The sequence below is a fragment of the Pseudomonas coronafaciens pv. oryzae str. 1_6 genome, assembly GCF_000156995.2.
Taxonomy (GTDB): domain Bacteria; phylum Pseudomonadota; class Gammaproteobacteria; order Pseudomonadales; family Pseudomonadaceae; genus Aquipseudomonas; species Aquipseudomonas tremae.
Map to the genome: position 1 here is coordinate 3709174 of NZ_CP046035.1, position 20268 is coordinate 3729441.

Consider the following 20268-nt stretch of genomic DNA (forward strand, 5'->3'; position numbering starts at 1 on the left):
TCAGATATCCAGAAGGGTGCGAGCAATACCTTGCAGTTTACGGGTGAGCGGACCAACCGCCCAGTCCAGCGCTGCAAAACCGCAGACAGGCCAGACGCCATAGACGCTATTGCACAGGAACACTTCGTCTGCCGTTTCAAGGTCAGGCAAGTGCAGATCACGGATTTCGACAGCCAGCCCCAGATTTCGTGCCTGATCGAGCAATGCGGCACGCATCACGCCTGCGACCCCGCACCGACTCAGGTCGGCGGTCAGCAAACGCCCGCCACAGACCAGAAACAGATTGCTGTATACCCCCTCGATCAACCGCCCCGAGGTGTCGCGCATCAGCCCCTCGGCATGTTCACTGTCGCTCCATTCGGAGCGGGCCATGACCTGCTCCAGGCGATTCAGATGCTTGAGCCCGGCCAGCAGCGGCTGTTCGGCCAGCCGGGTCTGACAGGCAAACAGGCGTACGCCCTGTTCGGCATAGGCAGCGGGATAGGCTGGTGCGGCACTGCCTTGCAGAATTCGACGTGAACACGCGTTGGCGGCAGGAGCATAACCGCGCTGACCGTCGCCTCGGGTAAGAATCAGCTTCATGACCCCGTCGCCAAGCTCGGCGGCGAAACGGGTCATTTCAGAGTGAACCAGCGCAAGGTCGACCGAAATCGCCAGACGCTGGCAGCCAGTTTCAAGACGCTGCAGATGACGATCAAGCAGCAATGGCCGGCCAGCCTTGACAGCGATGGTCTCGAAAACTCCATCGCCGTAGGCCAGCCCTCTGTCCTTGACAGACAGGCTGCCGGCAGGAAGGCCATCAACCCAATCGGGCATTACTCGGCAAACCGGCGGAATACCAGCGAACCATTGGTGCCACCGAAACCGAAGGAGTTCGACAGAACGACGTCGATCGGCATGCGGCGTGCTTCGTGAGGCACAAAGTTCAGGTCACAACCTTCGCTTGGCTCGTCGAGGTTTATGGTCGGCGGAGCCACCTGATCGACCATCGCCAGCACGCTGAAAATGGCCTCGACTGCGCCAGCAGCACCCAGCAAATGGCCCGTCATCGACTTGGTCGAGCTGACTGCCAGCTGATAGGCATGATCGCCGAAGACCGACTTGATGGCCGACGCTTCGGCGAGATCGCCTGCCGGCGTCGATGTACCGTGTGCGTTGATGTATTGCACCTGATCAGGGTTGACCTTGGCATCTCGCAACGCATTGACGATGCAGCGAGCGGCACCGGCGCCGTCGTCAGGTGGCGAGGTCATGTGGTACGCATCGCCACTCATGCCAAACCCGACCAGCTCGGCATAAATGGTCGCACCACGCGCCTTGGCGTGTTCGAGTTCTTCAAGCACCATCGCACCGGCACCGTCGGAAAGGACAAACCCATCACGGCCCTTGTCCCAGGGACGGCTGGCACGCGCCGGGTCGTCGTTTCGCGTCGACAGCGCACGCGCTGCGCCGAAACCGCCCAGTCCAAGGCCACAGGCCGCCATTTCAGCGCCACCGGCAATCATCACGTCCGCTTCGTCATAGGCGATGTTGCGTGCAGCCATGCCAATGCAGTGAGTGGCCGTGGTACATGCCGTCGCAATGGCATAGTTAGGCCCCTGTGCGCCCAAATGGATCGACAGGAAACCGGAAATCATGTTGATGATGGAGCCCGGTACAAAAAACGGTGAAATCCGTCCCGGCCCTTGCTCATGCAGCAAACGACTGCTGTTTTCGATGTTGGTCAGACCACCGATGCCCGAACCCATGGCGACGCCAATGCGTTCACGGTTTGCATCAGTGACTTCAAGGCCTGCGTTACGCACCGCCTGGAAGCTGGCCGCCAGGCCATACTGAATAAAGAGATCGAGCCGACGCGCTTCTTTGGGCGCCAGGTATTCCTCGACGTTGAAACCCTTGACCGAACCGCCGAAGCGGGTGGTGAAGGCTGACAAGTCCGTGTGCTCGATAAGGCCAATGCCACTGCGGCCCGCCAGAATGCCTTGCCAACTGCTGGGCACGTCATTGCCCAGTGGCGAAAGCATACCCATCCCGGTGACCACGACGCGTCTACGCGACACAGGACTCTCCTTCTCTCTTGTTTACGGAACAATCACAGCGTTTTTTAAAGAAAAAACCGCACGCCGGTTAAAGCAGTGCGGTTTTCCCGTGACAGCAGTCAGCGATTACAAATCTTAAGCCTGATGGCTAGTGACGTAATCGATTGCTGCTTGAACGGTAGTGATCTTTTCCGCTTCTTCGTCAGGGATTTCGGTCTCGAATTCCTCTTCCAGAGCCATTACCAGCTCGACGGTGTCCAGGGAGTCAGCGCCCAGGTCTTCAACGAAAGAAGCAGTGTTGACAACCTCGTCTTCTTTGACGCCAAGTTGCTCGGCAACGATTTTCTTGACGCGCTCTTCGATGGTGCTCATACCTAGTTTTAACTCCTAGTGGAAATGTTCAGGCATCTGGCCAGTGGGTAAGTGTATAGAAGAGGTTTTGCGTATTTCAAGCTAAACGCTCTTCCCTTGTCCCCAACCGTACCTTTGCCCATTCATAGATTGCAGCTTTATAACGGATTTTAGACAGCTCGTATGACATTTTTTTGAAACAGAGCGTCACATCAGCTCATGTACATGCCGCCGTTGACCGGGATTGTAGCCCCGGTAACGTAGCCTGCGCCTTCAGACGCAAGAAAAGCGACTACATGCGCGATCTCTTCAGCTTGCCCCAGGCGAGCCAGGGGGATCTGGGTAATCAGTGACTGACGTTGCGCCTCTGGCAGCTCGCGTGTCATGTCGGTGTCGATAAAGCCTGGCGCAACCGAGTTGACGGTAACCGCACGCGACCCCACTTCACGGGCCAGGGCACGGCTGAAACCTTCCAGACCGGCCTTGGCGGCAGCATAGTTTACTTGACCGGCGTTGCCCATGGCACCCACAACCGAACCGATGCTGATAATACGCCCCCAACGAGCTTTGGTCATACCACGCAAAACGCCCTTGGACAGACGGAAAAGGCTGTTCAGGTTGGTGTCGACAACGTCGTGCCATTCGTCATCTTTCATGCGCATCATCAGGTTATCACGGGTGATACCGGCATTATTGACCAGAATCAACGGCGCGCCAACACGTTCCTGAATGGTCGACAAGACCGAATTTACAGACTCGGCATCACAGACATTCAGCATCAGACCGAAGCCTTCGATGCCGTTTTCCTTGAACGTCGCACTGATACGCTCGGCGCCGGACTCGGAAGTCGCAGTGCCTACAACGACCGCACCCTTGCGTCCCAATTCAAGAGCAATGGCTTGACCAATACCGCGACTGGCACCGGTGACCAGTGCCACTTTACCTTGAAGGCTCATGCAGACTTCTCCTAATCAGGCCAGTGCCGCGCGTGCGGCGGCAAAGGCTTCGGGGGTATCAAGGTTGTAAGTCGTCACGCCTTCGGCGCAACGCTTGTTAAGACCGGCCAGGACTTTACCCGGCCCACATTCCACCAACTGGGTCGCACCGCGACTTGCCAGGCACTGGATGGATTCGACCCAGCGCACAGGCTTGTACAGTTGCTCCAGAAGATCACGTTTGAGGGTCGCCAGATCACTGACTGCGCTCGCGCTGACGTTCTGCACCAAAGCGATGCCTGGCGCCTGCCATTCGATGGCCTCGACGGCCTCGGCAAAACGCTCGGCAGCCGGACGCATAAGCTCGCAGTGCGAAGGCACGCTGACCGGCAGCGGCAAGGCACGCTTCGCCCCACGGGCCTTGCACAGTTCCATGGCACGCTTGACCGCTTCGGCGGAACCGGCGATGACCACCTGGCCCGGCGAGTTGAAGTTAACTGCGCTGACGACTTCGCCCTGCGCCGCTTCGGCGCAGGCGGCAATGACGTCGGCATCATCAAGACCCAGAATGGCTGCCATGCCACCCTGACCGGCCGGCACGGCTTCCTGCATCAACTGACCACGACGCTCCACCAGCTTGACGGCATCCGCCAGGCTCAGGCTTTGCGCAGCGACCAGCGCACTGTATTCACCCAGGCTATGACCGGCAACAAAAGCCGGAACGGCACCGCCTTCCGCCAACCACACGTGCCACAGGGCGATGGAAGCGGTCAGAATGGCCGGTTGGGTCTTGTCGGTCTGATTGAGCAACTCGGCAGGACCGCTCTGGGTCAATGCCCACAGGTCATAACCAAGCGCTTCGGAAGCCTGCTCGAATGTGTCCAGGATCAACGGATGCTGCTCGCCCATTCCGGCAAGCATGCCGAGCGATTGCGATCCTTGACCCGGAAAGACGAATGCGAGGGATGCAGACATATGACAGGCCTCTGAATGATTGTCGTCAAAATAAGCGTCCGGACGAGCCGAACGCGAGAATTCAAGTTTACATGACTGATCGGTTGGATGACTGACCAGTCTGATGCGTCACATTTTCAGGTCTGGTCGTCTCGAAGCACTGCTTCAAGGCGCCCCCTGAGGCGCTGCGGCAAGTTTTCGCAGGCCTCGGTCTGCGCTCGCTGAATAGCACTCTGAAACCCTGCAACGCTGGCAGCCCCGTGGCTTTTCACCACAACGCCCTGCAACCCCAAAAGGCTGGCACCATTGTGACGGGCCGGGGCCAGATCGGTCCGCAAGCGCTTCAGCAACGGCAACGCCATCGCGCCGACAGCCTTGGTCAGCAGGTTACGGCTGAACAGCGCATCGATCCGCTCGGCAATCATTGTAGCCAGCCCTTCACTAGACTTGAGCAGCACGTTGCCGACAAAACCGTCACACACCACCACGTCGGCCTCCCCCCGGTACACACCATCGCCCTCGACGTAGCCGATGTAGTTGAGCCCCGCAGCCTGCTGCAACAGTGCAGCAGCTTGCTTGACCTGCTGATTACCCTTGATGTCTTCAGTGCCCACGTTGAGCAAGGCGACTCTGGGCTTTACAATCCCAAGCGTCTCGGCAAGAACAGACCCCATCACCGCAAACTGATAAAGCGCCTCGGCGCTGCAATCGACATTTGCGCCCAGATCCAGCAACTGGCAATGACCTGCGCGGGTGGGCACAGCAGCGATCATCGCGGGCCGGTCGATACCAGGCAACGTCTTGAGCACGTAACGAGACAGCGCCATCAACGCACCGGTGTTGCCGGCACTGACACAGGCCTGAGCCTGCCCGCTTGCTACAAGCTCGAGTGCAACACGCATGGAGGAATCAGGTTTGCCACGCAGAGCCTGAGAAGGACGCTCATCCATGGCAATGACTTCGCTAGCATTTACAACGCGCAGGCGCGAGCGATCCACACCTTGATGGTGGGCAATCAGTTCTTCAATAAGGGTGGCTTGGCCGACGAGGGCCAGATGAAGCGAGGGTGTAGCTGTCAGACACGCGAGGCTTGCCTGAACAATGTTGCGGGGACCGAAGTCCCCGCCCATTGCGTCGATCGCGATTATCGGAGCGGACAAGAAATTACTCGTCAGCGCCCTTGTCGATCACTTTACGACCACGGTATACGCCTTCTGGCGATACGTGGTGACGCAGGTGAATTTCACCAGTGGTCTTTTCTACCGACAGAGTGCTTGCCTCAAGAGCGTCGTGCGAACGACGCATGTCACGGGCAGAGCGGGATTTTTTGTTCTGCTGAACAGCCATAATTGATTAACTCCTAAACGTTTGGGTCACGCTTTAACTGCGCCAATACACTGAACGGGTTGGACCGCGTTACCTCGTCCACGCTCGGTTCGGGCTCATCGAGACCCGCCGGTTGCTGGCATTCTTCAGGATGATGAGCAGGCACAATGGGCAAGGCGAGCAGTAGCTCCTCCTCGATCAATGCCAGCAGATCCAATGGATCTTCGCCCAGTTCCAGCACGTCATAACCTTTCGGTAACGACTGGGTATTCGCACCCTCCTTCACCACGACATAACTGCATTCGCTGTGGATCGGCAGGGTCACCAGCTCAAGACAACGCTGGCAAACCATCTTGACCGGGACGTCTATCGAACTGTGGATAACCACAGAACGGCGTTCGTCACGCTCGAAAATGAACTTCGCCTGCACCGTACCGACAGTGTCGGCAAGCGGGTCGCAGAGTCTCTTCAAATCGCCCAGCAGCACTTCACCCTGAAGGGTAGTGCCGCGATCAGACAATTTGCGCGGGTCAACGTGAGATGGAATCGGGTCATTCAACATAGGCGCAGCATTCTAGGGATGCCCCCTTGGCATGTCAAAGGAAATTCAGGCCTGTTCGTCACTCGGGCCACTCTTTAGAATCAACGCTCAGCCTACGGAGAACCGCATGCCTTCCCTGCTCCTTGCCTCCAGCTCCACTTATCGCCGCGAACTGCTTGCCCGCCTGCGCCTGCCGTTCACCTGCAAGTCTCCGGATATCGATGAAAGCCATCACCCGAACGAGGCGGCACACGACCTGGTGCAGCGCCTCGCCCGCGAAAAAGCCGAGGCGCTGGCGGGTGAATATTCGCAGCACCTGATAATCGGCTCGGATCAGGTCGCTGTGCTCAATGGCCGCATACTGGGCAAACCGCACACCTTCGAGAGCGCCCTGCAACAACTGACGGCCGCCAGCGGCAACCGCGTAACCTTTCTGACCGGCCTCGCGCTGCTTAACAGCACGACCGGAGAATGCCAGATCGACTGCGTGCCCTTTACCGTACACATGCGCGAGCTCGATCAGGCCCGCATCGAGCGATACCTGCACGCAGAACAGCCTTACGACTGCGCAGGCAGCTTCAAGGCCGAAGGCCTGGGTGTCAGCCTGTTTCGCAGCACGGAAGGCAGCGACGCCACCAGCCTGATAGGGCTGCCACTGATTCGCCTGGTAGACATGCTTATAAAGGAAGGCGTCAGCATCCCCTGAGCGCCTGCAACACGACCTGCAATAAAAAGCCCTGACCAGCAATGATCAGGGCTCAGACACCAAGGCTTTGAATGCCTGTCAGCGTAACGTCGGACCACTGAAGCCGACCAGCGTGGCAATACGCTCAGCCATGCTGGTGCCGATTTTTTTCGAGAAACGATCAAAAGGCGACTCTTCGACCGTGTATTCGACAATGTCCCTTTCCTTGATCAGCTCACGCGCCACGTAGCTCGCATTGCCAAGACCGTCCACCAGACCAAGCCCGACCGCCTGCTCACCGGTCCAGACCAACCCGGAAAACAGCTCTGGGTGATCCTTGTCTTTCAAGCGATCGCCACGCCCCTGCTTGACGCTGGCAATGAACTGACGATGGGTAGTATCCAGCACACCCTGCCAGAACTGGGTTTCATCAGCTTTTTGCGGCTGGAACGGATCAAGAAAAGCCTTGTGCTCACCCGACGTGTAGGTACGACGATCGACACCCAGCTTTTCCATGGTGCCGACAAACCCGAAACCGGCCGCAGTGACCCCGATGGAGCCTACAAGGCTGGCCTTGTCAGCGTAAATCTGATCAGCCGCACTGGCGATGTAGTAAGCACCCGAGGCACCCAGATCGGTAATGACCGCATATACCTTGATATCGGGCTTGGTTGCGCGCAGACGACGAATCTCGTCATAGACGTAGCCTGACTGCACAGGACTGCCACCCGGGCTGTTGATGCGCAGAATGACACCCTTGGTCTTTTCATCCTCAAAGGCTTTTTGCAACGCGGTAACGATATTTTCCGCACTAGCCGCTTCTTTGTCGGCGATCACACCCTGCACGTCGATCAGCGCGGTATGACTTGAACGTCGCGAAGCACCACCCTCAAGATCAAGCATTGGCAACACCACAGCCACAAACAGAAACGCGAACGTCAGCAGCTTGAAGAAAATCCCCCAGCGCCGTGCCCTGCGTTGCTCCTGAACACTGGCGAGGAGCGTTTTTTCAAGAAGCTTCCAGCTTTTAGCCTCTTCCCTGCCATTGACACCCTCGTCCGCGCTCTGCGAAACGGGTGCTTTCCATTCATCAGACATGCTTCTTCTACCCTCACCGGAAATCTAGACGCTGCGCCTGTTCAACCAGGTGCGCAGCTCGGAAAAATGCTCAATGGCCATTATGGGCTCGAACTGCCGCAGGGACTCAAGCGGTTGCGCACCATAGCCAACCGCCACTGAATCCATACCGGCATTGCGCGCCATCAGCAGGTCGAACGAGGCGTCACCAATCATCAACGAACGGCCCGGCAAGACACCGCAGTGCGCCATGATCTCGTTCAGCATCAGCGGATCAGGCTTGCTGGCGGTCTCGTCGGCAGCACGAGTGACGTCGAAATAATCCGCCCAGCCATTGGCTTTCAGCACCCGATCAAGCCCGCGTCGCGCTTTGCCGGTCGCCACAGCCAGACGATAGCCGTCTTCGCGAAACGCCTGCATCGACTCCACGACACCCTCGAACAACGGCGAAGGCACCTTGTCCATCTCCATGTACGCGTCAGCGTAGTGCTGGCGGATTTCGACAAGAATGGTTTCGCTGGTCTGCGGGTACAGTGTGCGGATCGCCTCGGGCAGGCCAAGGCCGATAATGTTCTTGATTGCAGAATCGTCACGCACCTCGACACCACTTTCGATGGCCGCGGTGCGCATTGAATGGATAATGCGCCCGACCGAGTTGGCCAGCGTGCCATCCCAGTCAAATATCAACAGATCGTAATCACGACGCACTAAGACGCTCCACTGTCCTGGCCCACATCTCGTCGACAGGCGCCTGCACATTCAATTTGCTGCCATCAGGCATCGGCACGGTCAGCATGTAGGCATGCAGGAAGAGGCGCTTGCCACCCAGATCACGAATTTCCCGACTGAAGTTCTCGTCACCATATTTGGTATCACCGGCAATGGCATGACCCGCATGCAGGGTATGCACCCTGATCTGGTGAGTACGACCGGTGACCGGCTTGGCTTCGACCATGGTGGCGAAGTCACCGAAACGGCGCAGCACCTTGAAGATTGTCAGCGCCTCCTTGCCCTCCTCGTTTACTTCGACCATGCGCTCGCCGGAACGCAGATTGCTCTTGAGCAACGGGGCGCGAACCTGCTTCTGGGCAGCCGCCCAATTGCCGCGAACCAGCGCCATGTAGCGCTTGTCGACGCCATCGCCACGCAGGGCCTCATGCAGATGGCGCAACATGCTGCGCTTTTTGGCAATCATCAGCAGGCCGGAGGTGTCTCGATCAAGACGATGCACCAGCTCGAGCTCCTTGGCGTCCGGGCGCAGCTGGCGGAAGGCTTCGATGACACCGAAGCTCAGACCGCTGCCGCCATGCACGGCAATACCCGCAGGCTTGTTGAGGACTATCAGCGCCTTGTCTTCGTAGACAATCGCAGCCTCAAGGCGCTGCAAGAGTGCCTGCGCAACCGGCACAGGCTCGTCACGCTCGGGCACGCGCACAGGAGGAATGCGCACGATATCGCCTGCCTGCAGCTTATATTCAGGCTTGGTCCGGCCCTTGTTCACACGCACTTCGCCTTTACGCACGATGCGGTAGATCAAGGTCTTGGGCACGCCCTTGAGATAAGTGATCAGAAAATTATCGATGCGTTGACCGGCAAGTTCCGGCGCAACCTCAACCAGCTGGACGCCGGGGGTTGGAGGGGCAATATTCGTCATGCGGCAAATCATAACAATTTTTATGGATTTGAAGCACTTAATGATTGCTGCTATAGTCGCGAACGCCGCCAAAAGCGGCCGGGCAGCGGATCAACGGTTGACAACCGGCCCTGACCAACGCAATTCACAAGGACGGGAGGCCGTCCTACGCAGTGTTCGGTGACAACGGAGCACGCTGGAAACGTAACAAGCGCAGGTGACATGAGGCCGGAAACACGCCTGACAGCAGAGCAGACAGCTCGCGGTCAGTGCGGACAGTTCATGGCCAGTTCACAAAGTGCAGTCGCTTCCAGACGCTACGAGCGAATGCTTCGGGAACAACGCCTCAAGCCATGATGCGCAACCTTCCCAATCGAAGGCTGCGGTAAATGCCAACCCGCTGCGGATTCTGCGCGCGGCAGCACCCGAATTATCAGGGATACGTGTAGGGTGGAGACGCACAACCATCGGAATGTGTAGCACAAGGCTTGTTCTAGACGCTTCATCTCGTCCGCTACCGATGGTCGATTCCTCCTCCTGACAAAGCTTTTGCTGAAAGGGTGTCTTATGCCACCACAGCAAGCAGGAAACGTAGTCGCGACCCTCCGCCCCTTCTGGGCGAGGACCTCGCTAGACACTGGAGTGTCCAACCACTCCTGACGTGCCCTGACACCGACCGTGAGAAGTCGTGTGTGCCGAACGCCGTTTCCGGCAGCCCGGAAACCGACGGTACTACATGAAAAGAATGCTGATTAACGCAACTCAACCCGAAGAGTTGCGTGTTGCACTGGTAGACGGCCAGCGCCTCTACGACCTGGACATCGAGTCAGGTGCACGCGAGCAGAAGAAGGCCAACATCTATAAAGGCCGAATCACTCGCATCGAACCCAGCCTTGAGGCTGCCTTTGTCGATTTCGGCTCTGAGCGCCACGGTTTTCTGCCCCTCAAGGAAATCTCCCGCGAGTACTTCAAGAAAGCCCCTGAAGGCCGCGTCAACATCAAGGACGTCCTGAGCGAAGGCCAGGAAGTCATCGTTCAGGTCGAGAAAGAAGAGCGTGGCAACAAGGGCGCAGCCCTGACCACCTTCATCAGCCTGGCAGGCCGTTATCTGGTCCTGATGCCGAACAACCCTCGCGCCGGTGGCATCTCGCGCCGTATCGAAGGCGAAGAGCGCAACGAACTGCGTGAAGCCCTCAACGGCCTGATCGCCCCCGCCGACATGGGTCTGATCGTTCGCACTGCCGGCCTTGGCCGCAGCAGCGAAGAAATGCAGTGGGACCTCGATTACCTGCTGCAACTGTGGACCGCCATCAAGGAAGCGTCCCTCGATCGTTCGGCTCCTTTCCTGATCTACCAGGAAAGCAACGTCATCATCCGCGCCATCCGCGACTACCTGCGCCAGGACATCGGTGAAGTCCTGATCGACAGCGTCGAAGCCCAGGAAGAAGCCCTGACCTTCATCCGCCAGGTGATGCCGCAGTACGCCAGCAAGATCAAGCTCTACGAAGACAGCGTTCCGCTGTTCAACCGCTTCCAGATCGAAAGCCAGATCGAAACCGCCTTCCAGCGCGTGGTCGAATTGCCTTCCGGCGGCTCCATCGTCATCGATCCTACCGAAGCCCTGGTGTCCATCGACATCAACTCGGCGCGCGCCACCAAAGGCAGCGACATCGAAGAAACCGCCCTGCAGACCAACCTTGAAGCGGCTGAGGAAATCGCCCGTCAATTGCGTCTGCGCGACATCGGCGGCCTGATTGTCATCGACTTCATCGACATGACGCCGGCCAAGAACCAGCGCGCCGTGGAAGAAAAAGTCCGCGAAAGCCTGGAAGCCGACCGCGCCCGCGTTCAGGTCGGTCGCATCTCGCGCTTCGGCCTGCTGGAAATGTCCCGTCAGCGCCTGCGTCCATCGTTGGGCGAAAGCAGCGGCATCGTTTGCCCACGCTGCAACGGCACCGGCATCATCCGCGACGTCGAATCGCTGTCGCTGGCCATCCTGCGCCTGATCGAAGAAGAAGCCCTGAAAGACCGTACTGCCGAAGTACGTGCCCAGGTGCCGATCCCGGTTGCTGCGTTCCTGCTCAATGAAAAACGCAACTCGATCACCAAGATCGAATTGCGCACTCGCGCACGCATCATCATCCTGCCGAATGACCAGCTCGAAACCCCGCATTTCGAGGTTCAGCGTCTGCGTGATGACAGCCCGGAAGCGCACAACAGCCAGACCAGCTACGAAATCGCCGCTGCCGCCGCCGAAGTGGAAGAGATTGCCCCGCTGGCTGCCGCAACCCGCACCCTGGTTCGTCAGGAGGCAGCCGTCAAGACTGCTCCAGCGCGCGCCAATGCGCCGGTTCCGGTAGAAGCCGTTGCACCTGCTCCGACGCCTGCACCTGTCGCTCACGAGCCAAGCCTGTTCAAGGGCCTGGTGAAATCCCTGGTCAGCCTGTTCGCGACCAAGGAAGAGCCTGTTGCACCGGTAGTAGTTGAAAAACCGGCTGCAGAACAGCGTCCAGCTCGCAACGAAGAACGTCGCAACGGTCGTCAACAGAGCCGTGGCCGCAACAATCGTCGTGATGAAGAACGCAAACCTCGTGAAGAACGTGCTCCCCGCGAGGAGCGTGCCGAACGCGCCCCGCGTGAAGAGCGTGCGCCTCGCGAAGAACGCGCACCGCGTGAAGAACGTGCCGTCCGCGAACCTCGTGAAGCCCGTGAAGACTCGGCACCTCGCGAAGAGCGTCCGGCCCGTACTTCCCGTGAGCGCAAGCCGCGTGAAGCTCGTGAAGACCGCCCGGTTCGTGAACTGCGCGAGCCTCTGGACGCAGCCCCGGCTGTTGATCTGGCCCGCGAAGAACGTCCTGAACGCGCTCCGCGTGAAGAGCGTCAACCACGCCAGCCTCGTGAAGAACGTCAACCGCGCGCCGAACAGGCCGCGGCGGCTGCATCCGAAGAAGAGCAAGTACTGCTCAACGACGAACAGGCCAACGACGAGAATCAGGACAGCAACGACGGCAGTGAAGGCGACCGCCCTCGCCGCCGCTCCCGTGGTCAGCGTCGTCGCAGCAACCGTCGCGAGCGTCAACGTGATGCCAACGGCAATGTGATCGAAGGCTCCGACGAAAACGGTAACGAAGAAGGCAGCGCCGATCTGTCGGCCGGTCTTGGCTTCACAGCCGCCGCCTCTGCCGCCAGTAGCGTGATCAGCGCTCCAGCCGAAGCCGATGCGCATCAGCAGGCCGAGCGCGCCAACAGCACGGACGCATCGACTGCAGAGCCTGCACAGCAGACCCCTGCCGCCGAAGCGCCGGCTGTTGAAACACCTGCATTTGAACAGCCAGCCGCCCAGACAACAGCCACTGAAGCACCGGTCGCAGATGCGCCGGCAGCAGCAGAGCCTGTCGTTGAAGCCCCGGCCGTTGAAGCGCCTGCGGTGATCGACACTCCGGTTGCGCAACCTGCTCCTGAAGTAGAAGTTCTGCCAGCAGCGACCGAAGCACCGGCTTTTGCAGCACAGACCGAGCAGTTCGAGGCACCGCATGCAGAGCGTGTAGTGCCGTTCAAGCCAACGCCAGAGCCTGCGCCACAAGCGCCGGTCGAAGCAGCGGCTCATGAGGAAGTGCCAGCCACTGAATCATCCGAACTGCCAACACCTGTCGAAGCACCTGCTGCCGAGCCTGCATTCGCGAAAGAAGAACCTGTACCTTATGCCGCGCCTCAGGCCGCTGCCGAGGAACAGGTGTCTGCACCCGCAGAGCAGGAACCGGCGATCGAGGAACAACCGGCAGCTCGTCCGGTCAGCAGCACTGGTCGTGCCCCCAACGATCCGCGTGAAGTTCGTCGCCGCAAACGCGAAGAAGAAGCGCGTCGTGCGGCGGCTGCAAGCGCTCCGGTTGCTGAGGCAGCACCTTTTGCTGCAGAGCCAGAATCGGTCCAGCCTTCACCGGCAACCGAAGAGGCTGCAACCAGCCACCAAACCGCTCAGCCTCACCATGAAGCCAATAAGGAAGACGAGACTAAACCTCTCATCTAACTCCGGCCCATGAAAAAGCCCCGCTTGTGCAGACAGGCGGGGCTTTTTTACATCTGCGATTCAGGATAACTCTTTGGTCTGGCCGCAAACGCTGTGTCCGTTTCTGAGTTTGCGTAGGCCGAGACGCAGATATAAATGTGCGGAGCCTTGCTTAGTAGAGGTTCGGCTCCATTTCCAGCTCGACACCGAAACGCTCGGCGATATCGGCCTGAATTCGGCGCGCGAGGTTGAGCAATTGCAGGCCACTGGCCTGTCCGTAATTGACCAGCACCAGTGACTGGAGCGTATGCACCCCGGCGTCGCCTTCACGGAAGCCCTTCCAGCCAGCCTGCTCGATCAACCATCCCGCCGCCAACTTCACCCGGCCATCAGGCTGCGGGTAGCCGACCACACCTAGATGCTCGGACTGGAGCCTGATGTAAAGCTCAGCCGAAATCACCGGATTCTTGAAAAAACTGCCTGCGTTGCCCAATACCGCAGGGTCGGGCAGTTTTTCGCTACGAATGGCGCAGATTGCGCGACTGACATCGAACGGCGTTGGTTTTTCGATGCCCAGTTCATTAAGACGCTGACGGACCGGGCCGTACTCAAGATGCAATCTGGCGTCGCGAGTCAGCCTGAAACGCACACGCAGAATCAACCAGCGTGCTACCTGGTGCTTGAAAACGCTGTCCCGGTAACCAAACGCACAGTCGTCAAGAGAAAACTCTCGCAGCTCGCCCGTTTCGCGGTCCAGCGCAGTCAGGCTATGAAAGACATCCTTGATCTCGACGCCATACGCCCCGATGTTCTGCATCGGAGCGGCGCCTACAGTACCTGGAATCAGGCTGAGATTTTCGAGCCCTGCCAGCCCAAGCTCCAGACAGGATTGAACAAACGGATGCCAGGGCTCGCCGGCCTCGGCCTCTACAATCGATTCCGCACAGTCTTCACGCACGATGCGAATGCCGCGGCTCGTCATGCGCAGCACCAGCGCCTGCACATTACTGCTCAGCAGCAGATTGCTGCCGCCGCCGATGACCAGCAGCGGCACATCGTGTTCGGCGGAATACGCCAGCGCCTCGAGAACATCGTCGTCGCTGTGCGCTTCGGCAAACAATTGCGCCTGTACATTCACACCAAAGGTATTGAACGGCTTCAGGGAAACATCGGAGTGAACCTGCAAGGTCATGCCCTCACCTTTCCAGCCGGCTGGATAAACCGCATCAAGCCTCCAGAAGGCGTCTTACGCGCTCAAGGTCTTCAGGTGTGTCGACACCGCCGGGCGGCGCTTCAAGCGCGTCAGCCACATGAATGCGCACGCCATTCCACAGCGCACGCAATTGCTCGAGGCTTTCGGTGTTTTCCAGCCAGCACGGCCCCCAGCTGACGAAGTCATGCAGAAAACCCGCACGGTAGGCATAGATACCGATATGCCGGCGGTAAGGCACACCCGCAGGCAACCGGTCTTTATCACTGGCCAGCGCATCCCGCGCCCACGGAAGCGGAGCGCGGCTGAAGGTCAGGGCCAGACCGTTGATGTCGGTCGAGACCTTGACGATGTTCGGATTGAACAACGCCGCCACATCATCGATAGGCTCGGCCAGGGTAGCCATGCCGGCTTCCGGATGCGCAGCCAGGTTGGCTGCCACCTGGTCAATCACCGCAGGCGGGATCATCGGTTCGTCGCCCTGGACATTGACCACAATCGCATCGGCCGCCAGCCCCAGTTGCGTGGCCACCTCGGCCAGGCGATCGGTGCCGGAGTTGTGGTCTTCGCGGGTCAGCAGCACTTCAGCGCCAAATGCGCGGCACGCCTCGACGATGCGTGCATCGTCAGTCGCCACCACTACACGCTCGGCACTGCTCTTGCGTGCCTGTTCCCAGACAAGCTGAACCATGGGTTTGCCAGCAATGGTTTGCAACGGCTTGCCGGGAAACCGGCTGGAGCCGTAACGCGCCGGAATGACGACAGTAAAGGCTGCTGTCATTTTTCCAGTCGCTCATCGACGGTCAGGGTGCGCGCTTCGCTTTCCAGCATCACCGGAATACCGTCACGAACCGGGTAGGCAAGGCCTGCGCCCTTGCTGATCAGCTCGGTCTTGTCGGCGCTGAGCTTCAATGGCCCCTTGCAGATGGGGCAGGCAAGGATGTCGAGTAGTTTGGTGTCCATAGGAGATCCTGAAGCAATCATGAAGAAAGACGGAGGAGTTGCTCATCGAACCAGCCGACGAAGGCGTCGGACGGCACTGCATCGACCGCCAGATACCACCAATCGTCGCCTGCAAAGGCACGACACTTCACCGCATCCTTCTCGGTCATGACCAAGGGTAAAGCCGGGGTGAAGGTCAGCGCCTGAGCACTGTAGACTGCATGGTCGGCGAAAGCGTGAGCCACCGGTCGCCAGTGTAGTCCTTCGAGGGTCTTGAAGAAACGTTGCGGATTGCCGATTCCGGCGACCGCATGCAGCGCCTGCCCGGCCGGGAAATAGTCAACTGGCCGGCGCTCGCCGCTCCGCAGGTTGATCAGCGCAGACGGCTTGAGCGAGAACGCGTAGCCATCGTCGCGATCCGCAGCAGCGCCGTTGTAGAGCAAGGCATCGACACTCTTAAGCCGTTCGACCGGCTCGCGCAACGGGCCGGCCGGCAGGCAGCGGCGATTGCCCAGACCTCGGGCGGCATCGATCAGCACCAATTCAAGGTCACGCGCCAGACGGTAATGCTGCAAGCCATCGTCGGAAAGAATCAGGTCCAGCGGCTCGGCAGCGAGCAACGCCTGAACGGCGCGACTGCGATCAGGGTCGATCATCAGCGGCACACCGCAGCGCTTGACGATGAGCAAAGGCTCGTCACCTGCCTCGGCGGCGCTCTGGTCAGGCTGTACACGCCAGGGCAGGCTTGGCGGTTTGGCGCCATAACCTCGGCTGACAACGCCTACGCGCAGCCCGCGGAGGCGGCAGTGTTCGATCATCCAGAGGATCAGAGGCGTTTTGCCTGTGCCACCGATGGTGATATTGCCAACCACGATAATCGGCACCGGGGCCCGATAGATATCGCCCTCGCCAGCCACAAAACGCGCCCGTTTGCTGTCCACCACGCGTCGGTAAAGGCTTTCCAGCGGACGCAACAACATCAGCGCCGGGTGGCCCTTGTACCAGGCATCAAGCAAACGGTCGGTAAATGCCATCAGTTAGCCGTTGTGGCCTCGACAGTGGTCATGCGCAAATGACTGAAGCCCAGTTTCCCTGCTGCATCCATGGCCGTGATGACCGACTGATGAGGGGTCTTGCCATCCGCGCTGATAGACAGCGGCAAGCTGGTATCGCCCGCCGACTCGCGCTGCAGTGCTTCGATCAGCGTTGCCAGGTCGTTCTTCGGCAACAGCTGATTGTTCAGGGAAAATATCCCGTCGGCATTGATGGCGATGTCCAGGTGCTTCGCGGCGGCGTCCACCTCCGGCGTGCCGGTGACTGCCTGTGGCAAGTCCACACGCAGCTGGGTCTCACGGGTAAACGTGGTCGTCACGATGAAAAACAGCAGCAGGATGAACACCACGTCAATCAGAGAGACCAGATTGATGTCGATGTTTTCGCGAGGTCTGCGGCGGCGAAATTTCACTTCTTCTTGCCCCCGCCTGCCCTGGCCAGCGATTTGAGGTCTATTTTGGCGTCGATCAGATCGACATCACGGTCGCCCTGCACCACCTCGACCAGACGAATTGCTTGCTGCTCCATACCGACCACCAGTTCATCGACACGGCTTTGCAGAAAGCGGTGAAAGAAGATCGCAGGGATCGCAACGATAAGGCCCGACGCAGTACAGATAAGCGCCTTGGAAATACCACTCGCCAGCACACCTGCATTGGCTGTGGCACCGGTGCTGTTGAACGAGCCGAAAATGTCGATCATGCCCAATACTGTGCCCAGCAGACCGAGCAGAGGCGCCATCGCGGCGATCGAGCCCAGTGCGCTCAGGTAGCGCTCCAGGTCATGAATGACGCGAGCGGCGGCCTCCTCGATGCACTCCTTCATGATCTCGCGACCGTGCCTGGAGTTGGTCAGACCGGCAGCCAGGATCTCGCCCAGCGGCGAATCTGCGCGCAGTTGCTTGAGTTTTTCGTTGTCCAGCTTCTTTTCCTGAATCCACTGCCAGGCCTGCCCCAACAGATGCGGTGGCGCAATCCGGCTGGCGCGCAGCGTCCACAGGCGTTCGATAATGATGCCGACAGCGGCGATGGAGCTTAAAATGATCGGCAGCATCATCCAGCCGCCCGATTTGACCAGTTCCCACACAGTGATCACTCCCTCGAAAAATTGCCGCCACTCTAGCATAGGGTCGCCAAGTGCCGAACGTCGAGATCGATATCCCTTCATTCAATCACGCCAGAAGCGCCGTTGCGCGCGCTCCCCTTGTGGTGTACCGAATGCACCCAGTTGCAGGCTGACAGCGCCCAGTTCGGCGCTGTCATAACTGGCGATACCCAGCCACCGATAGCGCGCCATGACCAGTGGATGAGGATGGCCAAAGGCATTGTTGTGGCCGCGCGAGATCAGTACACCAACCGGCGCGACTGCTTGCAAAAAGCGCTTGGAGGAAGAACTGCGGCTGCCGTGGTGCGGCGCCTGCAACCAGTGGGCGCGCAGGTCGAAGCCGCTGCCCATCGCCGCACGCTCGGCGTGTACATCAATGTCGCCCGTTAACAACAGGCGCTCGCCATTGGCCTCGACGCTGAGGATGCAGGAGCCCGCGTTGCCGTCGGGGGCCTCCTCCCAGCGCCATGTCGTGAACACGACGCCGTCCCATTCCCAGCGTTCGCCGTTTTCGCACAGCCCGGCGTCGAGCTGCGGGGTCAGCCTGGCCACCTCTCCGCCCGACACTCGGTTCACCGGGAAGGCCCGATGAACCGCCAGGGCGCCGCCAGCATGATCCGCGTCGGCATGGCTGATCAGCATCAGATCAAGATGACGAACACCACTCTTGCGAATGGCGGGCACCACCACACGCTCGCCGATATCGAATTCACCAAAGCGTGGCCCTGCGTCATACAAAAGGGTGTGATTGCGCGTGCGCAGCAGAATCGACAGGCCCTGCCCGACATCGAGCTGCAGCACCTCGACCCGCCCCATCGGTACCGGTGTGATGGGCGGAAAAACGCATAGCAGCAACAAAGGCCAGCCCAGGGGGCGCATCGGCACACCTCTGGGCAGCAATAAAACAAAGGCTCCGAGCAGGCTTATCAGCCATGCCCAAACGGGCACCGCACTGGGCAGCCAGGCGGGCAGGACGTCGGCCACCCAGCCGAGAAACACGAACAGCCACTCCAGAGCGCCGCCCGCCAGCCACAGCAGGCCTTCACCCACCACCGGAACCGGCAGCAGCAAGGTGCCGATCAGTGCCAGCGGCAAGACGATGACGCTCACCCAGGGTACAGCGAGCAAATTGGCAAACGGACCACTCAGGCTGATCGGCAGGTTCAGCGCCAGCAGTATCGGCAGCAGGCCAATGGCGATCAACCATTGCGCGCGCGTCCAGCTTTGCCACCACTGCCAGGCGCCGAGACGACCACTGAAGATCAGGATCAGAATGCCCACTGCCGCGAATGACAGCCAAAAACCAGGCTGCAGGGTTACCAACGGCTCAAAGATCAGCACCGCGCAGAATGACAATAGGAGTGGCCAGACAACGCCCAGGTGCCGAAAGCGCAAGCGCCACAGCAACACCATGCCCACCATCACGCAGGCACGTCGGACCGGGACTTCGAAGCCAGCCAGCAGCCCGTAGCCCAGCGCCGCGACAAACGCCAATGCACACGCCGTCGGCAGCCAGGGCAACGCCCGTGGCCATAGCCCCCAACGTGCCAGACCTGCAATCAACGCATAGACCACCCCTGCCAGCAGACCGATATGCTGACCGGAAATGACCAGCAGGTGGACCGTGCCGGTGTTTTGCAGCACTTGCCAGTCAGTGCGCGACAGGCCCGAGCCGTCGCCCAGCACCAGCGCCGCCAGACCGCCTTCCCTGCCCTGCGCATCGACCGCCAGCAACCGCTGACGAATGCCATCGCGCCAGGCCCCGCGCGCTGGCGTCAGCAATTGACCGTCTGCCACAGTACCGGTCGCGCCGATGCGCCGGGCCAGTAGCCAGGCCTGATAATCGAAGGCATCCGGGTTGACCAGCCCGCCCGGACGCTTGAGTTTGAGGGCCAGACGCCAGCGCTCGCCGCTTTTGACATCGGGGCCGCCGTACCAGGCCACGCGAATACGCGCAGGCAGCTTCGCGCGCCGCGAGCGCGCATCCTCCAGTTCGAAACGCACCACGCCTTCTGCAACACTCGGCAACCCGACGACGTTGCCCTGCACCCACAGCGTCTGGCCGTCAAACCGATGCAGCAGGCGATCATTCAGCGCCCACTGCGCCGACACGCACGCCCACGTGAAGCCGACCAGAAAAAACGCCATTGGATAAGTACGAAACGGCAGCAGCATCAACGCCAGTATCGGCATCAGCAGCAATAGCCAGATCGGCGGCAATACCGGCAGAAAACGCAGGGCAACAAGCCCCAGCGCAAGCGCGATCATCCCTGTGCGCATGATGATTCCCTGAAGCAGAAAGCTCTAAGGATTAACGCAGCGGGGGACAATCAGCAGGAATGGTGTATTGCAGAATTTGAGCAACAGCGCTCTACAACCAGCCGACCCGCCAGCCTGGCGGGTCGAAGCCGA

At 59.7% G+C, this 20268-nt stretch carries 20 protein-coding genes; 2 read left to right on the top strand and 18 right to left on the bottom strand.

The annotated features are described in order from the left end of the window. The 8 genes from pabC to POR16_RS16555 all read right to left on the bottom strand — a co-directional run bounded on the left by pabC (position 1) and on the right by POR16_RS16555 (position 6167). The gene (gene pabC / locus POR16_RS16520; RefSeq protein ID WP_005892240.1) at positions 1 to 816 is read right to left on the bottom strand and encodes an aminodeoxychorismate lyase; all 816 of its coding nucleotides are present in this window, start codon (positions 814 to 816) and stop codon (positions 1 to 3) included. After that, on the bottom strand, positions 816 to 2060 hold the full coding sequence (gene fabF, locus POR16_RS16525) for a beta-ketoacyl-ACP synthase II (RefSeq protein WP_005892239.1): 1245 nt from the start codon (positions 2058 to 2060) through the stop codon (positions 816 to 818). Before fabF ends, pabC begins: the two co-directional genes overlap by 1 nt. Positions 2061 to 2174: 114 nt before the next feature. After that, positions 2175 to 2411, bottom strand: a complete 237-nt coding sequence (gene acpP / locus POR16_RS16530) for an acyl carrier protein (RefSeq protein ID WP_005892238.1) — start codon at positions 2409 to 2411, stop codon at positions 2175 to 2177. 191 nt (positions 2412 to 2602) lie between these two features. Beyond that, positions 2603 to 3346, bottom strand: a complete 744-nt coding sequence (gene fabG, locus POR16_RS16535; RefSeq protein WP_005892237.1) for a 3-oxoacyl-ACP reductase FabG — start codon at positions 3344 to 3346, stop codon at positions 2603 to 2605. Between the two features lie 15 nt (positions 3347 to 3361). Then, a complete protein-coding gene (gene fabD, locus POR16_RS16540) occupies positions 3362 to 4300 on the bottom strand; it encodes an ACP S-malonyltransferase (protein ID WP_042932400.1) in 939 nt (312 codons plus the stop codon). Positions 4301 to 4416: 116 nt separating this feature from the next. Then, positions 4417 to 5439, bottom strand: coding sequence for a phosphate acyltransferase PlsX (gene plsX, locus POR16_RS16545; RefSeq protein ID WP_042932397.1), 1023 nt, complete (start codon positions 5437 to 5439; stop codon positions 4417 to 4419). Between the two features lie 4 nt (positions 5440 to 5443). Beyond that, positions 5444 to 5626, bottom strand: coding sequence for a 50S ribosomal protein L32 (rpmF, locus tag POR16_RS16550; protein WP_002552688.1), 183 nt, complete (start codon positions 5624 to 5626; stop codon positions 5444 to 5446). A 13-nt stretch (positions 5627 to 5639) separates the two neighbouring features. Beyond that, positions 5640 to 6167, bottom strand: coding sequence for a YceD family protein (locus tag POR16_RS16555; protein ID WP_005892234.1), 528 nt, complete (start codon positions 6165 to 6167; stop codon positions 5640 to 5642). Between the two features lie 106 nt (positions 6168 to 6273). Between POR16_RS16555 and POR16_RS16560 the strand changes: the two genes are divergently transcribed. Further along, entirely contained in the window at positions 6274 to 6852 is a 579-nt protein-coding gene (locus tag POR16_RS16560) for a Maf family protein (RefSeq protein WP_005892232.1), read from the top strand. A gap of 78 nt (positions 6853 to 6930) precedes the next feature. Here POR16_RS16560 and sppA read toward each other — a convergent pair whose 3' ends face one another. The 3 genes from sppA to rluC are packed head-to-tail and all read right to left on the bottom strand — an operon-like array spanning position 6931 to position 9562. Continuing rightward, entirely contained in the window at positions 6931 to 7929 is a 999-nt protein-coding gene (gene sppA, locus POR16_RS16565) for a signal peptide peptidase SppA (protein ID WP_005892230.1), read from the bottom strand. A 24-nt stretch (positions 7930 to 7953) separates the two neighbouring features. Further along, positions 7954 to 8616 (bottom strand): HAD-IA family hydrolase, encoded by a 663-nt coding sequence (locus tag POR16_RS16570; RefSeq protein ID WP_005892228.1) that lies wholly within the window; start codon positions 8614 to 8616, stop codon positions 7954 to 7956. Beyond that, positions 8606 to 9562, bottom strand: a complete 957-nt coding sequence (gene rluC / locus POR16_RS16575; protein WP_005892226.1) for a 23S rRNA pseudouridine(955/2504/2580) synthase RluC — start codon at positions 9560 to 9562, stop codon at positions 8606 to 8608. Before rluC ends, POR16_RS16570 begins: the two co-directional genes overlap by 11 nt. A 724-nt stretch (positions 9563 to 10286) precedes the next feature. On the opposite strand from rluC, the gene rne reads away from it, so the two are divergent. Next, positions 10287 to 13568 carry a ribonuclease E gene (rne, locus tag POR16_RS16580; protein ID WP_005892224.1) on the top strand — a complete coding sequence of 1094 codons (3282 nt, stop codon included), beginning with the start codon at positions 10287 to 10289 and terminating at the stop codon, positions 13566 to 13568. A 151-nt stretch (positions 13569 to 13719) separates the two neighbouring features. Here rne and murB read toward each other — a convergent pair whose 3' ends face one another. Genes murB through POR16_RS16615 form a run of 7 tightly spaced genes read right to left on the bottom strand, consistent with a single transcriptional unit; the run spans position 13720 to position 20136 of the window. Further along, positions 13720 to 14739 carry a UDP-N-acetylmuramate dehydrogenase gene (murB, locus tag POR16_RS16585; RefSeq protein ID WP_005892222.1) on the bottom strand — a complete coding sequence of 340 codons (1020 nt, stop codon included), beginning with the start codon at positions 14737 to 14739 and terminating at the stop codon, positions 13720 to 13722. A gap of 34 nt (positions 14740 to 14773) precedes the next feature. After that, entirely contained in the window at positions 14774 to 15538 is a 765-nt protein-coding gene (kdsB, locus tag POR16_RS16590) for a 3-deoxy-manno-octulosonate cytidylyltransferase (RefSeq protein WP_005892221.1), read from the bottom strand. Continuing rightward, complete coding sequence (locus POR16_RS16595) at positions 15535 to 15720, bottom strand: Trm112 family protein (RefSeq protein WP_005892220.1); 186 nt, start codon at positions 15718 to 15720, stop codon at positions 15535 to 15537. Before POR16_RS16595 ends, kdsB begins: the two co-directional genes overlap by 4 nt. Before the next feature lie 17 nt (positions 15721 to 15737). Next, complete coding sequence (lpxK, locus tag POR16_RS16600) at positions 15738 to 16733, bottom strand: tetraacyldisaccharide 4'-kinase (RefSeq protein ID WP_005892219.1); 996 nt, start codon at positions 16731 to 16733, stop codon at positions 15738 to 15740. Continuing rightward, positions 16733 to 17164 (bottom strand): ExbD/TolR family protein, encoded by a 432-nt coding sequence (locus tag POR16_RS16605; protein ID WP_005892218.1) that lies wholly within the window; start codon positions 17162 to 17164, stop codon positions 16733 to 16735. Before POR16_RS16605 ends, lpxK begins: the two co-directional genes overlap by 1 nt. Then, on the bottom strand, positions 17161 to 17877 hold the full coding sequence (locus POR16_RS16610) for a MotA/TolQ/ExbB proton channel family protein (protein ID WP_080267902.1): 717 nt from the start codon (positions 17875 to 17877) through the stop codon (positions 17161 to 17163). Before POR16_RS16610 ends, POR16_RS16605 begins: the two co-directional genes overlap by 4 nt. Before the next feature lie 42 nt (positions 17878 to 17919). Continuing rightward, a complete protein-coding gene (locus POR16_RS16615; RefSeq protein WP_053932356.1) occupies positions 17920 to 20136 on the bottom strand; it encodes a DNA internalization-related competence protein ComEC/Rec2 in 2217 nt (738 codons plus the stop codon). Between the last annotated feature and the right edge of the window lie 132 nt (positions 20137 to 20268).

Bases quoted from the DNA above. Each gene is read 5' to 3' on its own strand.
- pabC (WP_005892240.1), bottom strand. From the start codon at position 816: ATGCCCGATTGGGTTGATGGCCTTCCTGCCGGCAGCCTGTCTGTCAAG.
- acpP (WP_005892238.1), bottom strand. From the start codon at position 2,411: ATGAGCACCATCGAAGAGCGCGTCAAGAAAATCGTTGCCGAGCAACTT.
- fabG (WP_005892237.1), bottom strand. From the start codon at position 3,346: ATGAGCCTTCAAGGTAAAGTGGCACTGGTCACCGGTGCCAGTCGCGGT.
- fabD (WP_042932400.1), bottom strand. From the start codon at position 4,300: ATGTCTGCATCCCTCGCATTCGTCTTTCCGGGTCAAGGATCGCAATCG.
- rpmF (WP_002552688.1), bottom strand. From the start codon at position 5,626: ATGGCTGTTCAGCAGAACAAAAAATCCCGCTCTGCCCGTGACATGCGT.
- POR16_RS16555 (WP_005892234.1), bottom strand. From the start codon at position 6,167: ATGTTGAATGACCCGATTCCATCTCACGTTGACCCGCGCAAATTGTCT.
- POR16_RS16560 (WP_005892232.1), top strand. From the start codon at position 6,274: ATGCCTTCCCTGCTCCTTGCCTCCAGCTCCACTTATCGCCGCGAACTG.
- sppA (WP_005892230.1), bottom strand. From the start codon at position 7,929: ATGTCTGATGAATGGAAAGCACCCGTTTCGCAGAGCGCGGACGAGGGT.
- rluC (WP_005892226.1), bottom strand. From the start codon at position 9,562: ATGACGAATATTGCCCCTCCAACCCCCGGCGTCCAGCTGGTTGAGGTT.
- rne (WP_005892224.1), top strand. From the start codon at position 10,287: ATGCTGATTAACGCAACTCAACCCGAAGAGTTGCGTGTTGCACTGGTA.
- murB (WP_005892222.1), bottom strand. From the start codon at position 14,739: ATGACCTTGCAGGTTCACTCCGATGTTTCCCTGAAGCCGTTCAATACC.
- kdsB (WP_005892221.1), bottom strand. From the start codon at position 15,538: ATGACAGCAGCCTTTACTGTCGTCATTCCGGCGCGTTACGGCTCCAGC.
- POR16_RS16595 (WP_005892220.1), bottom strand. From the start codon at position 15,720: ATGGACACCAAACTACTCGACATCCTTGCCTGCCCCATCTGCAAGGGG.
- lpxK (WP_005892219.1), bottom strand. From the start codon at position 16,733: ATGGCATTTACCGACCGTTTGCTTGATGCCTGGTACAAGGGCCACCCG.
- POR16_RS16610 (WP_080267902.1), bottom strand. From the start codon at position 17,877: ATGCTAGAGTGGCGGCAATTTTTCGAGGGAGTGATCACTGTGTGGGAA.
- POR16_RS16615 (WP_053932356.1), bottom strand. From the start codon at position 20,136: ATGCGCACAGGGATGATCGCGCTTGCGCTGGGGCTTGTTGCCCTGCGT.